Genomic DNA, 14,048 nt, shown 5'->3' with positions numbered 1-14,048 from the left:
CGCCGGTCAGCCCAGCTCGGGGTTGACCACCTCACCGCTGTCCCAGACGTTGCCGGACCACACGTTGCCGGCCGCGTTGCTGTCGAACGACGTCACGGGCCCGTAGACGCCGCACTTGCGGTTCGGGCCGCGCTCGAAGACGTTGTTGGTGACGCGCATGTTCGTGGCCTTGAGCGCCTTCGACGCCCCGCCGTAGAGGCAGTACGAGATCGACGAGTTGTTCGCCCGCAGGAAGTTGTTGTCGATGACGACGTCGTCGATCGGGTCGAAGTCGCCGAAGAACGAGATGTCACCGGAGCAACCGCCGTCGTTCGGGCCGAGGATCGCCGTGCAGTGCAACGTGTTGTGGCGGATCACCATGTGGCTGCCGCCGTTGGAGATGAAGGCGTTGTTGTGGAAGCTCTGGCTGTCCGGGTTGTACTGGTCGTGCAGCCAGGAGTCGGTGACCTCGCAGTAGTTGTTGCAGTGGAAGCTGTGCTGGCCGCCGGTGACGTCGACCCGCCGGGCGGTGATGTTGTACCCCCACAGCGCCCCCGTCGACGTGGCGCCGGCGCGCACGTCGGAGTCGGTGATGGTCACCGAGCTGTCGCCGTCGCCGTAGATCGACTGCACGCGCGGCACCAGGGAGTTCTCGATGATGACGCCCGTCGTGTTGATGACGAGCTCGCCGCAGCGAGCGGTGGCGTCCACGGCCGACAGCGTGCGCGGGGAGGTGATGGTGCAGGGGCCGGTGTAGGTGGTCAGCGCGGTGCCCGCCGGTACGCCGGTGTTGTCGGGGCCGGGCCACCCGCCGGGCGGCGTGGTGGGCGTCGGGTTCGTGGTCGGGTCGGTCCCGGCGTCCGTCGGGACGAACCGGACGTCGACCCAGTAGTTCGCGTCGCGCGGAGCCTTGTAGCGCGGGAACCGCGCCTTGCTGCCCGGCCGCGTCACGCCGTTGCTGCCGCCGGGGGCGCGCAGCTGGGCGTTGCTCTTGGCCTCCTCGAAGCCGCCCGGGGTGACGGCGTGGATGCCCTTGGCCCCGGTGTGCACCGAGACGACGTAGGCCTTGCCGACGGCGAGCGTCACGCCGGAGTCGAAGCCGACCTTCTTCCAGCCCTTGCCCTTGACCGGCCGCAGCGTGGTCCGGGCCAGGACCTTCCCGCCCTTGGACCAGAGGGTGGCGGACTCGGGAGTGGAGCCCTTCGACTTGCGAGGCTTGTAGTAGCGCACGCCCACGGCCGTGCCGGCGACCTTGGCCTTGAAGCGCATCCCGACCTCACGCTCGGGTCCGCTCTTCACGGCTGCGTCGGGCTTCTTCTTGGTCAGCAGTCCGACCTCGGAGGCTCGCGCCTGCTTCGCGGAGCTGCCGTGGGCCGACGGGGTCGGCTGCTCGACGAGCGCGAGCGCGACGAGGACGGCTGCCAGCACGAAGACGGGGACGAGCCGGCGACGGCCTCGGGACAGGACATGGCCGGACGCGGCGGCCGGTGCGGTGGGGCGCACAGGGGACGACATGGAGAAACCTCGATGGCACGGGGGCAGGGACGAGACCGCGCGGACAAGGTGGGGGCTGCGCGGTCCCCGGAATCCTCCACAGGGACCTGCGGACCGACAAGGCCGCGGAGGAACTTCCCCAAAATGTGTCGCGGCGGGCTAGCGCACCACCGTGGCCGACCAGGCCTGCTCGATCAGCAGCCGGGGCGTGGCGTCGGGCGTCGTGTCGACCGCCCAGGTGTCGGTGACTCCGGGCTCGTCGGCGCGGGGCATCCCGTAGATCAGCGTGTCGTCGTCGAGCCACTCCACCTGGTCGTCGAGACCGCGCGGGCCGGACTCGAGGAGCGTGCGCTCATCAGTGGCCAGGTCCTGGACGGCGAGCTGCCACACGACGCGACGCCCCGGGTCGACGTCGACCTTGAAGGCGACGCGGGTGCCGTCGGGCGACAGGGACGGGCACTCGGCGTCGGGGGACACCGTGGTCAGCGTGCGCTCGGCGAGGTCCCCCTCGACGAGCCAGGTGCGGCCGCCGGTCGCGACGGTCGCGTAGAACGTCTCGTCGTCGACGAAGGTCACGCCCCACACGTTGCGGTCGACGGGGTCGACCTCGCGGCCGTCGAGGACCAGCTGGAACTTCTCGAGGTTGCCCCACTTCTCGCCCCCACCGAACTCGTGCACCTCGGTGGCGGTGGAGAAGCCGGTCGACATGTAGGAGTGGCCGGCCACGAAGACCGTCGTCGCCACGAGCGTGCCGTCCGGGCTCAGCCGGGTGCGGCTCGGGATGCCGGGGAGGTCGTTGGTCGCCACCTGCTGCCAGTCGGCGTCGAGCTCGAACCCCTTGTACGTCGCTGCGACGCCGGGGTCCGTGAGCAGGCACGAGGCGCCCTCGGCCCGGGCCGCGACCCGGTCGCAGGAGACACCGGTGAACGCGCGGGGTCCGCCCGGGTCGTCGAGCGGCACCACGGCCACGACGCCGTTCTGGCTGTCGATCCCGGTGTGGCGGAACACGATCCGCGGACCGTCCGTCACCTCGGCGATGGGCGTCTGCTCGGCCTCGGGGTCGGCTGCGCGCTCGGCGGTGACCTCCTGCCGCTCGACGACGACGTAGGCGGTCGCGGCGACGACGATCGCCACCACGACCGCGACGAACGCCAGGACCCGGGTGCGAGTGCTCACGAGGTGACCGCGGCGCCGTCGAGGCGCGTGATCCGGGTCGCCGCAGCGAGGACCGCGAGCGCCAGCAGCGCGGCGACCGTCGCCATCGCGGCCGTCGGACCGAGCACCAGCCACAGCACGCCGAAGCCGGCCGAGGCGAGCATCCGCGCGAGCGCCACGACCGTCTGGGCGGCGGCGATGCCGCTGGAGCGCGCCTGGACAGGGACCAGGCGGCCGGCGATCGCAGCGATCACGCCGTCGGTCGCGGCGTAGAACGTGCCCAGGAGGAGCAGGGTGCCGACGGTGGCAGCGGCGGTCGACGTGGGGAGGACCGCGCAGAGGTAGGCGCCGACGAGGGCCAGGTGGCCCACGACCAGGGTCCGGGCGCGCCCGACGCGGTCGGCCAGGCGGCCGATCGGTACGGCCAGCAGCAGGTACGCGACGTTGGTGCCGACGTAGAAGAGGGGGAACCAGGTCACGTTGACTCCGCCGTGGTCGAGCAGCGCGAGGTAGATGAACCCGTCACCGATCGTCAGCAGGCCGAGCACGCCGGCGACCGCCAGCAGCGGTCGCAACCGACGGTCGGTCAGGTCGCGCCACCGGAACGGCGGCGGGGTCGGTCCGCCGTCGGCGTCCCGGTCGCGCCGGGCGCGGACGTCGGGGCCGAGGAGACCGAGCAGGGCCACGCCGGCGAGGGCGAAGGCGAGCGAGACCACGAGAACGACCGAGTAGCCGTCGGGCACGACCACCAGCAGGCCGAACGCGATGAGCGGCCCGAGGGCCGCACCGATCGTGTCGAGCATCCGGTGCACGCCGAAGGCGCGGCCGAGGTGCTCGGTGGGCGTCGCGGTGCTGATCATGGCGTCGCGGGGTGCGGTCCGGATGCCCTTCCCGATCCGGTCGGCCGTGACCACGGCGGCGATCCCGGCGGCCCCGGACGCGAACAGCAGGAACACGCGCGCGACCGCGGAGAGCCCGTAGCCGAGGAAGGCGACCCACTTGGGACGGTCGGACGCATCGGCGAGCCAGCCCCCGCCGAGGCGGACGAGCGCGCTGACGCCCTGGTAGAGGCCGTCGATGAGGCCGTACGCCACCGGTGTCAGTCCGACCACTGCGGTGAGGTAGAGCGGCAGGATCGCCGACACCGACTCCGACGACACGTCGGTCAGCAGCGACACGATCCCGAGCGTGATGACGACCCGGCCCACCGGGGGCCGGGTCGAGGTCGAGCCGCGCGCGGCGGTGCCGGCGGCGGGCCGGTCGCGGACGGAGATGTACATCCCGCTCACCCGTCCCCGGAGCGCAGCGAGGCGTGGACGCTGTAGCTCGTCCCGGCGCCCCGGGGGGTGACCGTGAGGGTCACGACGCTGTCGCCGCGGCGGAACGCGGCCGCGTGGGAGCCCGCGACGCTCGGCGGTGCCGCCGTCTCGTCCAAGCCGCGGCGCGCGAGGCGGGTGCGGTAGGCGACCAGGACCTGTCCCGGGGAGAGGGCGGTCGTCGCCACCAGCGCGACCTGCAGCCGGTCACCCATCGGCGAGAGGCTGCTGCTCTGCACGCGGGCGGCCCGGGTCGGGCGCAGGGCGTCGGGGAACTGCGGCACCAGCCGCCCCTCCGCGGTCGCGGCGCCGGGGAGCGGCGTCGTCACGAGCGGGGCGGGGTTCGTCGGCGGGAGCAGCTCCGAGAGGCTGGACACGGGGGCCTCCGGCGCCTCGGGCATCTCGAGCGCGGGGGCGGAGCCAGGTGCGGTCCCGTCGGAACCGTTGCCGCTGGAGCTGTCGGGTGCGGGGCTCTCGGCGGACGGCGGCGCGGAAGCGCCGTCGCCGGCTCCCTCCGTGCTCCCGCCCTTCTTGTGGCCGTGGTGTCCGGAGGCGGCTCCCGACGAGGGCGTCGAGGCGGCGGCCTCGGAGGGCGCGGCGGAGGCGCCGGCGTCCGGGGACGCCTCGTCGGCGCCGCAGCCGCCGAGGAGAAGGCTGGCCACGACGCCGATCACGGCGACCTGAACAGGTCTGGTGCTTTTCATCTGGTGGTCGACCCCCACGGTCGTTGACGAGACGGTGTCCGCGTTCAGTAGGCGCCGCGATGACCGAGCACCGCGCGCACCGTGCGGACGAGGATCGAGAGGTCGTGGCGCAGCGACCAGTTCTCGACGTACTTCAGGTCCAGCCGCACCGACTCCGCCCAGGTCAGGTCCGAGCGGCCCGACACCTGCCACAGGCCGGTCACACCCGGCTTGACCACGAGCCGGCGGCGCGGGTCGACGTCGTAGCGGGCGACCTCGCACGGCAGCGCCGGGCGAGGTCCCACGAGGGACATGTCGCCGCGGACGACGTTCCACAGCTGGGGCAGCTCGTCGAGCGAGTAGCGGCGCAGCTTGCTGCCCAGCGGTGTGATCCGCGGGTCCTGCGCGATCTTGAACAGGACGCCGTCCTTCTCGTTGACCTCGGCGAGCCCGTGGCGTGCCGCCTCGGCGTCGATGCCCATCGAGCGCAGCTTGAGCATGGTGAACGGGACACCGTCGCGCCCGATCCGCTCCTGGCGGAAGAACGCGGGCCCGGGGGTCTCCATCCGGATGGCGACGGCCAGGGCGGCCAGCACCGGGAGAGCAAGGACCAGCGCGACCAGCGCGAGGGCCCTCTCGACCATGTCCTTCAGCAGTCGCCGCGGTCCCCGGAGGGTCGGCTTGCCCACGTGGAGCACGCCGAGGCCGGCGGTGGACATCACCCGGGTGCGCTGCGGCTCGACGTCCAGCAGCCCGGTCCCGAGGAAGAGCTCGGTGCCCAGGCCGGCCAGCGACCAGTGCAGGCGGCGCACCTCGGCCGGCGACAGCTTCGCCCCCGGGAGCACCACGAGCGCGTCGGCACCGTGGTCGTGGGCCGCCGTCGACGAGGCCTGGAGGCCCACGTAGACCGGCACGTCCCCCTCGACCGGTGTCTTGGACGCGCGGGTGAGGCAGGCAGCGACGACCTCGTGGGTACCGCTGTCCGCGAGGTGCGCCACGGCCTCGCGGACGTCACGCGGGCGACCGGCCAGCACGACACGTGGCAGCGGTCGACGCGGGCCGGCGACGAACGGCAGGCCGCTGGCGATGGTGAACCCGGCCACGAGGGCGGCGAGGGCGCCGGGCTCGGCGTGCCACAGCAGCGGGGAGACCGCCAGCGTGAGCACGGCCGTGCGGGCACCGGCTCCGAGGACGACGGCCGCGCGGGCCCCCCGGGACTGCCCGAGCGCCTGGCGCCGGTAGCGGCCCGACACCGCGAGCAGCGCCGGCCACGCCATGGCCGTCGCGAGCGCAGCGGGCAGCTCCAGCCGACCCTGGGACACCGACACGACAGCGAGTCCCAGGGCGAGAGCGAGGTCGAGGGCCACGGTCGGCCACATCGGCGCCGGCCGGGTGGCTCGGCGCTGCAGGAGCTCCGGGATGACGGCCGAGGTGACCGCCTCCGGGACCGCCGCTGGCGCCAGGGCCACGGTGCTGACGGGTGGCAGCGTGGTGACCCCACGCGGGCGGGGCACCACCCCGGGGACCACCCCCGACACCGAATCGGTCACGACCTGCGTCATTCCCCTCAACCCCCTTCGGGACACCGCCCAAGGCGCCCCGTTGCTGACCTTGCAGCGAGCCTAGGAACGCCCACCCGGGCGGGCATGCCGCAAATGAGCGAAAGCCGTGCACGCCCGGGAGATACCCATTCAGAGGGATGGGCAGGTCCGGTCGCCCGGACCTACTCTCGAAGAGGTGCACCAAGCACTGGTTCGCTCTTCTCGGGCCAGCCCCGCACTGGCCGCCTCCTGGTGGCCGCTGGCGTGACGCGGAACCCCACGCTTCGTCACCCGGAACCGATGCGAACCAGTGGGCGGCGGTCGAGGTCCCCCTCCTCGACCGCCGCGTTGCACGTCCGGGCTGCTCGTCCACGCCGTGCTGATCGGCTCAGGCGCCGACCTTCCAGCCGACCTGGTTGGCCATGCCGACGGCGGCCAGCTGCGAGGAGACCTCGAGCTTGCCGAGGATCGACTTCACCTGGGTGCGGACCGTCGCCTCCGAGACCACGCTGTCCTGGGCGATCGCGCGCACCGTGCGGCCCTCGATCAGCGCACCCAGCACCTGGCGCTCGCGCGGGGTGAGCAGGTCGAGGCGGCGGCGTACGTCGTCGTGGGCCTGGCGGTCGCGCGCCCACGCCTCGAGCAGCGACTCGAGCTCCTCGCGGGTGACCACCGGCAGCCCCTGGTGCAGCCGCCGCACGGTGGCGAGGGCCTGCTGCAGGGCACCGGTCTTCGACAGCACCTTGCGTGCGCCGAGCCGCATGCACGCCCCCCAGCGGCCGACGTCGTCGGACGCCGTCAGCACCACGACGTTGGCGTTGGCCCGTGCGAGCGGGGCGACGAGGTTCATCCCGTCGCCGAACCGGCCGAGGTCGAGGTCGAGCAGGACCGTGCGGGGGTTGGCCCGCAGGGCGAGCGACCGCAGCGTGGCCATCGACCCGCCCTCGTCGGGCGGCTCCAGCCTTCGTACGTCGTAGCCCTCCAGGGACAGGGCGAGCTCGAGCGACTCCGCGAAGAGCACGTGGTCGTCGATGATCAGGACCCGGTGCTCACCCCGAGACGCGCCAGGCACGGCCGTCCTCCATCGTCAGCTTCGGCGCGGGCAGGCGGGTCACGCCCAGGTCGTTCTCCGGGGAGCGACGAGCCGCGGGCAGGGAGATGACGAACGACGATCCCGCGCCGGCGCGGTCGGCCAGCCGGAGCGATCCGCCGGCCTCGGTCACCAGGCGCTGGGCGACGTTGAGCCCGATGCCCTCGCCCGTGGACTCGGTGCCGCGCCTGCCCCAGTCGAAGATCTTCGCCTGCTGCTCGCGGGGGATGCCGCGCCCGAAGTCGGTCACCGTGATGTCGACCGTCTCCTCGTCGCGCCGCATCACCTCCACGACGCTCTCGTCGGTGCCGCCGTGCTTGGCGGCGTTGTCCACGAGGATGTTGAGCACCTCGGCGAGGGAGTCGAAGGGCGCCCGGACGACGTCACCGGTGGAATGCAGCTCGACGTGGCGGCCCTTGAGCCGCTGCAGGTCGAGGATCTGGCTGAGCGCGTCGTCGAGGCGCAGCTCGGCGGCCTGCGGGCCGGTGCCGGCGAGCATGCGCTCCATCCGGTCGAGCTCGCGGCGCAACGACGCCCAGAGCCGCTCGCGGGTCTCGCTGGGCAGGTCCTCGCGGTCGAGCATGGCGGACCCGGTGACCAGGCCGGCGATCGTGCTGCGCAGCTCGTGCATCCGCTCGCGCTGCTCGCGGGTGGCATCGACGAGCACGTGCTCGAAGGAGTCGATGCGCTGCCGCTCCTCCTCGAGCGTCCGGCGCAGGGCCGCCCAGGCGAGGCCGAGCCAGGCGGCACCGGCGGCCATCCGCGCCAGCCAGAGTGCGGCGTCGATGCTGCCACCGGCGAGGCCGGACGGCGGCACGAGCTGGCCGAGCACGACCACCCCCACCGTCACGAGCAGCAGGGCGTTCACCGGCCGCGTCGCAGCGCGCTGCTGCAGCACGAGCACCCCCGACAGCAGGTGGGTGGCGAGCAGCGCCCCGACGAGCAGCTGCATGATCGGAGACGGCGACTCGGCCCGCGGGAACTGGAGCAGCAGGTTGCCTGCTGCCACGAGCCCGAGGCCGAGGCCGATGACGAAGGTCTCGTCGACGACGCGGCGGACGCGCTCGGGCGCCAGGAGCGGGACGACCACCCCGAGCATCCCGAGCATCCCGACCGACAGCAGGAGCAGCTGCACGGCCAGTCCCCGCGGCGGCGTGGTGTGCAGCGCGATGAGCGTCACGACCAGCGCCTGGGCGGCCACGAGCGCGCCCGTCGCCGCGATCCAGCCCGGCACCGCGCCGGCGTGCTTGCGCCACGTGATGAGCGCGGCGCAGCCGGCGGCGGCGACGAAGACGCCGCTGACGACCCCCGCCCCCAGCGACGGCACCGTCGACGCCGACGGCGGCGACCACCACGCGTGGTCCGTGCCCGACCCGATCCAGACCAGGACGAGGAACGAGGCGAGCCCCATGATTCCCGTCCGGCACCGGTGGCGCAGGTCCCCCCTGCAGATCCCCAGCATTTCGTGCTACCCCCCTGCGGTACAGCCCAAGTTGTTGTCGAGACGTGCCAGCTGCCTCCCAAAGCTGCCGAGCACGACGTGCGATCTGACGTGTGAGCCACGCTCTCGGCTGAGAGTGCAACCCACGGTGCGGGGGGTCCAATGATTCTGTGGTCGTACCGCAAATAGGGCAAAGGCGGTCTGGTCCGCCGTTCGCAGGACTCGTGGAGGCTTCGTCAAGGACCCCCTCAGGTCGCCCCCAGCGGGGCCTGAGCATGCGCCGATTTCCCCTCAAGGGGGTAGCCAGGAGCAGGGGTCACGCGGTGGGCTCGGAAGACGCAGGCCGGCGGCGTCCCCAAATATGTGCACGTTCGCCAAAGGGTCGACGTGTGACGACCCGCGGCGGACAGGCTGTGCATGCCGGCAAGCGGGAGGAGGCCTCATGAGCGTGCCAGGTCCGGTATGGGTGCTGTCCCCGCACCTCTTGGTCGCGCAGGCGGTCACGGCCGCCCTGCGCTCCGTCGGGGTGCCGGCCGAGACGCGCAGGTGGGAGTCGGTGGTGGACGAGGACGGGGTGCCCGTGCCCGTGCCGTCACGTCCGGCCGTCGTCGTCGCGATCGTCGACGGGGTTGACAACTCGGCCGTCGTGGGCCATGTGGAGGCGCTCGCCCAGCCCGGCGACGCCCGGGTGGTGGTCGTCAGCTCGCCCGAGTCCTCCACGAGGTGGGGCGGACTCCTGTCCAACGACGCCGTCGACGTCGTCACCGTGACGACGTCGGTGTCGCAGCTCGCGGAGGTCGTCCAACGACTGACGTCGGGCACCTCGTCGATGGACCCGGAGGAGCGAGCGGCCCTCCGCACGTCCTGGGCCGCGGACCGCGACCGACGTCGGCACGTGCGCGACCAGCTCGACTCGCTGTCCCCGCAGCAGCGGCGGGTGCTCGAGCTCCTCGCCTCCGGCCGACGCGTCTCGGAGGTCGGCGTCGAGATGGGCGTCGCGGAGGGCACGGTCCGCAGCCACGTCAAGGCGCTGCGCGCCAAGCTCGGGGCATCGACCCAGCTCAAGGCGGTCGCGATGTTCCACCAGGCGTACGACGCCACCGGGAGCGCCGACCTCGTGCCCAGGCCCCGGGGGGCGGGTGATGACCCGGGCGACGACCCGGGTGACCACCGGACCGGCGGCCGGAGCGCCGCGGAGGTGGGCGCGGGCCGTCGATAGGCTGGCGCCATGATCGATCCCACCACGCTCGACGACCACGCCTTCGCCGTCTGGGCGGCCGAACGGGCCGGCTCGGTGCTGCTCGACGTACGCGCCGGTGCGGCAGCCGACGGCCTCGAGGGCAAGGCGCTCAAGGACGCCGGCGACGCCGCGGCCCAGGCCGAGCTCGACCGGATCCTCACCCAGCACCGTCCCGACGACAGCGTCCTCTCCGAGGAGGCGTCCGACGACAAGTCGCGCCTGACCGCCAAGCGCGTGTGGATCATCGACCCGCTCGACGGCACCCGGGAGTTCTCCGAGCCGCCGCGCGACGACTGGGCCGTGCACGTCGCGCTCTGGGAGGACGGCGAGCTCGTGGCGGGCGCGGTCGCGCAGCCCGCGCTGGGGGAGACCTTCAGCACCGGGCGCCCCAGCACGGTGCCGCCCCGCACGTCGGAGCGTCCACGCATCGCCGTCTCCCGCAGCCGCCCGCCGGCGTTCGTCGAGGCCCTCGCCGCCGAGCTCGACGCCGAGCTCGTGCCGATGGGCAGCGCGGGCGTGAAGGTGATGAGCGTGGTGCGCGACATCGCCGACGCCTACGTCCACGCCGGCGGCCAGTACCAGTGGGACAACGCCGCCCCCGTCGCGGTCGCCCGCGCGGCCGGCCTGCACTGCAGCCGCGTCGACGGCTCCCCGCTGGTCTACAACGAGGACGACACGTCGCTGCCCGACCTCATCGTCTGCCGTCCCGAGCTCGCCGAGCAGATCGTCGACTTCGTCCGGCGCCACGGCACCGCCTGACCCGCTGACCGGCGGTGGGCAGGCCGTCAGTGGACGAGCTTGAGCCCGATGATGCAGCCGACCAGGCCGGTCAGCAGGAGGGCCTTGACCACCGAGAACTCCTCGGTGCCGGTGACCATCGCGATCACGACCGTCAGCACGGCGCCGATGCCGACCCAGACGGCGTACGACGTGCCGACCGGCAGTGTGCGCATGGCGTAGCCCAGCCCGCCCATGCTCAACCCGAGCGCGACCAGGAAGGTCGCGGTCGGCACAGGGCGGGTGAGGCCGTCGGAACGGCCGAGGGCGGTGGCCCACACGGCCTCCAGGACTCCGGACAGGACGAGCACGAACCAGGACATGGCCATCTCCTCGACGGCCGTCTTGTCGCTCTCCGGGTACGGCTCCCTCGTCCGGTCGCCCACGGTGCGGGGCAGGCCCGACCATATCCGGTTGCGGGTGGAGGTCGTGCCTTGCCAGCGTGGGGCCATGACCTCCTTCGTCTCGCACACGACCGTCGACTGCCGCAATGCCTACGAGCTCTCGGAGTGGTGGAAGGGGCTCCTCGGCTACGTCGACGTCGAGGCCGACCCCAACGAGCCGGGCCACGAGGAGTGCATGGTCCTCGACCCCGACACCGGCCACAGCATCCTGTTCATCGAGGTGCCCGACGCCGAGCTGCCGGCCAAGCGGATCCACTTCGACCTGCGCCCGCGCGAGGGCAGCCGCGACGCCGAGATCGAGCGGGTGCGCGGCCTGGGTGCGACGGAGGTCGCCGACCAGCGCGGGAAGTACGGCCCCGGCACCGGGTGGGTGGTCTTCGCCGACCCGGAGGGCAACCAGTTCTGCATCCTGCGCTCGCAGGCGGAGGTGGACCAGGGTCCACCCCCGCCCGCCTGAGCTCGACCGAGGTTCCTAGTTGGCCAGGTCGTAGGCCGCGCAGCCGATCATCTCCATGCTCACCGTGAGCCGGTCCATGCTGATGTTGCGCTCGATGGTGTCCTCGGGGGAGTGGTACGGCGGCTCGAGGAGCGCCGGCGTCGCCTCGCCGCGCCAGGAGAAGTTCGCCGAGGCGACGCCCACCTCCTGGAAGGACTGGTGGTCGCTGGCGCCGCGCTGCGTGACCGGTGAGATCTGCGGCTCGTAGCCGAGCCGCTTGGCCGCTGACTGGATGCGGTCGGTCGTGGCGTTGCCGGTGCCCGAGAAGGAGAGCAGCCAGTAGCGCGTCGCCGGGCTCCAGCTGGTGCCGACCATGTCGTTCTGGAAGACACCGCGGATCCGGTCGCGCTGGGTCTGGGCGAGCTGCGAGACGTGGTGGCGCGAGCCGATCAGGCCCTGCTCCTCCGATCCCCACAGCGCCAGCCGGATGGTGGCGTCCGGCTTGGGCAGCTTGCTCAGCACCCGGGCGAGTTCGAGGGTGAGCACCGTGCCGGAGCCGTCGTCGTTGGCGCCCGGCGCGCCGATCACCGAGTCGTAGTGGCCCGAGATGTAGACGACCGAGCCGTTGGCGCCCTGCCGGCCCGGGATGTCGGCGAAGACGTTGTTGCTGGTCAGCCCACGGTGCGAGGTCGTGCTGATGGTGAGGCGCAACGGACGCACCGTCAGGTCCTCGCGGAGCAGGCGCTTCTGCACCTGCGCGACGCCGAGCACCGGGATCGTGGCGACGGGTGTCCACGGTGGTGGTGTCGAGCCGGTCGTCGGCACCAGCCGAGGGGACGAGGCGGACGCCCGGCGGGGGTACTCCAGGTCGGCCGGCAGGAGCACGACGGCTGCCGCGCCTCGCTGCTGGGCGTCGAGCACGAAGGCCGCGCGCTGGTTGACCCGCGCGACGGGGTCGGTGTTCTGGACGTCGTCGGCGAGCAGCACGGCGCCGGTGACGGCGGCGGGATCGGCCGGCCACGTCGGGGCGCTCGCTGCCTTGACGTCGACGACCCGTCCCGTGACCGGATCCGCGTCGAGCCCGGCGTCCGGAGAAGCCCCGGCCTGCCAGCAGATGCCGTCCTCGAGCTGTCCGTCGGGGTCACCGATGTCGGCGAGGAACTTGTCGGCCACCGGGAAGGGCTCGAGGCGCACGTCGCGGCAGCCGGCGCTGCGGAAGGCGGTGAGCGCGTACTCGGCGGCTGCCCTCTCCGAGGCCGTGCCGCCGATCCGCGGTCCGATCTGCTCGGAGAGGACGCGCAGGTCGCGCAGCGCACGGGCCGGTCTGATGCGGCGCACGACCTGGTCGTCGCGCTGCCGCAGCGATGGTCCGCGTACGGCGCCGGGGCGGGTCGCGTCGGCGGCCCAGGCGGGCTGGCCGGCCGCGACGACGGCGACGCCTCCTGCTGCGGTGGCGAGGAGCTTGCGGCGGCTGAGGGTGCCGGGCTGGTGGGTGGGCAGGGTGGACTGGTTGGTTCCCGAGATGTGATCCATGACATGCGAACCTATGTGTCCGCCGAGCGGACGGTAAAGGGTCGAAAGTCGCACTCCGCACGCGCAACGGCCCGGCGGAGCGGGTGCTCTGCCGGGCCGTTGCGGTGTGCAGCACCAGGTGCTGCGGGAGGTGCGTGCGGGTCAGGAGACCCAGGTGCGCCAGCCGAAGCCGTTGGCGAGGAACTTGGAGTCGGCCTTGGTGGTGAAGGTCCAGTACCAGGTGCCGCCGCGGCGGGGCAGCCGGACCTTGTACTTGCCCTTCTTGTTGGTCTTGATCGTCTTCCAGTTCTTGTAGCCCTTCTTCTCCTTCTTGGAGACCTTGATGACGATCTTCTTCTTCGCGTAGCTGGGCGTGACCTTGCCCTTGATCACGAAGCCGGAGCTGGGGCGGGTGATCTTGCGCGCGACGCCGATCGAGAAGGGCGCGGACTCGCTCGGCGTGTAGTTGTCGCCGTAGGTGCCCTGGTCGGGGTCGGTGAAGCCGCTGTAGACGACCTTGTAGCTGGTGTTCATGCGGGGCTTCACGTCGTAGAACGACGCGTAGGTGTTCTCGGCGGTGGCGACCGGGGTCCACGCGGCCGAACCGGCCTCCTGCGCCATCAGCGTGACGGTGCCGTCGGTGCTGCCGGGGGAGTAGCCGTCGGAGCTGGACAGGTCGACCGAGATGTAGAAGTCGTCGCCGTACTCGAGCTGGGCGACGCTCGGCGTGGCGACCGTGGTCGTGGTCCAGGTGTCGGCTGCCTGGCTCGGCGCGGCGATGGCGATCGGCGTCAGGCCGAGCAGTCCGGCACTGACCGTGCCGGCGATGAGACGAGTGGTGCGCATGTCCCCGTTGTTCCTCTCAGGAGAAGTTCTGGCCGCCCGGCAACGCCGGGCGTTGAGGTGGTGCTACCCCTGAGCCGCGCAGGACAAACCCCTCGTCCCCCGCGCGCCCGTGTCCGGCAGCCCCCGTAGACTTT

The 14,048-nt window shown here is 72.5% G+C and carries 13 protein-coding genes and 1 riboswitch; of the genes, 3 read left to right on the top strand and 10 right to left on the bottom strand.

The window, feature by feature from the left end; translation table 11 throughout:
• Nucleotides 1–6 precede the first annotated feature (6 nt).
• The 7 genes from AC3A3L_RS12460 to AC3A3L_RS12430 all read right to left on the bottom strand — a co-directional run bounded on the left by AC3A3L_RS12460 (nt 7) and on the right by AC3A3L_RS12430 (nt 8,669).
• Complete coding sequence (locus AC3A3L_RS12460) at nt 7–1,494, bottom strand: DUF4082 domain-containing protein (protein ID WP_487640348.1); 1,488 nt, start codon at nt 1,492–1,494, stop codon at nt 7–9.
• A 138-nt stretch (nt 1,495–1,632) separates the two neighbouring features.
• Entirely contained in the window at nt 1,633–2,649 is a 1,017-nt protein-coding gene (locus tag AC3A3L_RS12455) for a hypothetical protein (protein WP_487640347.1), read from the bottom strand.
• On the bottom strand, nt 2,646–3,908 hold the full coding sequence (locus AC3A3L_RS12450) for an MFS transporter (RefSeq protein ID WP_487640346.1): 1,263 nt from the start codon (nt 3,906–3,908) through the stop codon (nt 2,646–2,648). Before AC3A3L_RS12450 ends, AC3A3L_RS12455 begins: the two co-directional genes overlap by 4 nt.
• Nucleotides 3,909–3,913: 5 nt before the next feature.
• A complete protein-coding gene (locus AC3A3L_RS12445; protein WP_487640345.1) occupies nt 3,914–4,606 on the bottom strand; it encodes a hypothetical protein in 693 nt (230 codons plus the stop codon).
• An 86-nt stretch (nt 4,607–4,692) separates the two neighbouring features.
• Nucleotides 4,693–6,177 carry an exopolysaccharide biosynthesis polyprenyl glycosylphosphotransferase gene (locus AC3A3L_RS12440; protein ID WP_487640344.1) on the bottom strand — a complete coding sequence of 495 codons (1,485 nt, stop codon included), beginning with the start codon at nt 6,175–6,177 and terminating at the stop codon, nt 4,693–4,695.
• 379 nt (nt 6,178–6,556) lie between these two features.
• Nucleotides 6,557–7,240 (bottom strand): LuxR C-terminal-related transcriptional regulator, encoded by a 684-nt coding sequence (locus tag AC3A3L_RS12435; protein ID WP_191193029.1) that lies wholly within the window; start codon nt 7,238–7,240, stop codon nt 6,557–6,559.
• On the bottom strand, nt 7,218–8,669 hold the full coding sequence (locus AC3A3L_RS12430) for a sensor histidine kinase (protein WP_487640343.1): 1,452 nt from the start codon (nt 8,667–8,669) through the stop codon (nt 7,218–7,220). The genes AC3A3L_RS12435 and AC3A3L_RS12430 overlap by 23 nt, the downstream gene beginning before the upstream one ends.
• 472 nt (nt 8,670–9,141) lie before the next feature.
• Between AC3A3L_RS12430 and AC3A3L_RS12425 the strand changes: the two genes are divergently transcribed.
• Nucleotides 9,142–9,918 carry a helix-turn-helix transcriptional regulator gene (locus AC3A3L_RS12425; RefSeq protein ID WP_487640342.1) on the top strand — a complete coding sequence of 259 codons (777 nt, stop codon included), beginning with the start codon at nt 9,142–9,144 and terminating at the stop codon, nt 9,916–9,918.
• Nucleotides 9,919–9,927: 9 nt separating this feature from the next.
• The gene (locus AC3A3L_RS12420; RefSeq protein WP_487640341.1) at nt 9,928–10,698 is read left to right on the top strand and encodes a 3'(2'),5'-bisphosphate nucleotidase CysQ; all 771 of its coding nucleotides are present in this window, start codon (nt 9,928–9,930) and stop codon (nt 10,696–10,698) included.
• A 26-nt stretch (nt 10,699–10,724) separates the two neighbouring features.
• Here the strand turns inward: AC3A3L_RS12420 and AC3A3L_RS12415 are convergent, their stop codons facing one another.
• Nucleotides 10,725–11,039 (bottom strand): DMT family transporter, encoded by a 315-nt coding sequence (locus AC3A3L_RS12415; protein WP_487640340.1) that lies wholly within the window; start codon nt 11,037–11,039, stop codon nt 10,725–10,727.
• 12 nt (nt 11,040–11,051) lie between these two features.
• Nucleotides 11,052–11,117: riboswitch (guanidine-III (ykkC-III) riboswitch) on the bottom strand.
• Nucleotides 11,118–11,166: 49 nt separating this feature from the next.
• Here AC3A3L_RS12415 and AC3A3L_RS12410 point away from each other — a divergent pair.
• Nucleotides 11,167–11,577, top strand: coding sequence for a VOC family protein (locus AC3A3L_RS12410; RefSeq protein WP_487640339.1), 411 nt, complete (start codon nt 11,167–11,169; stop codon nt 11,575–11,577).
• Between the two features lie 15 nt (nt 11,578–11,592).
• Here the strand turns inward: AC3A3L_RS12410 and AC3A3L_RS12405 are convergent, their stop codons facing one another.
• A complete protein-coding gene (locus AC3A3L_RS12405) occupies nt 11,593–13,089 on the bottom strand; it encodes a M28 family metallopeptidase (RefSeq protein WP_487640338.1) in 1,497 nt (498 codons plus the stop codon).
• Between the two features lie 141 nt (nt 13,090–13,230).
• Nucleotides 13,231–13,914: a hypothetical protein gene (locus AC3A3L_RS12400; protein ID WP_487640337.1), complete on the bottom strand. Its 684-nt coding sequence runs from the start codon at nt 13,912–13,914 to the stop codon at nt 13,231–13,233.
• Nucleotides 13,915–14,048 lie beyond the last annotated feature (134 nt).

Source organism: Nocardioides sp. Soil_C_8 (genome assembly GCF_057656315.1).
This window is presented reverse-complemented; position numbering and strand designations above follow the sequence as displayed.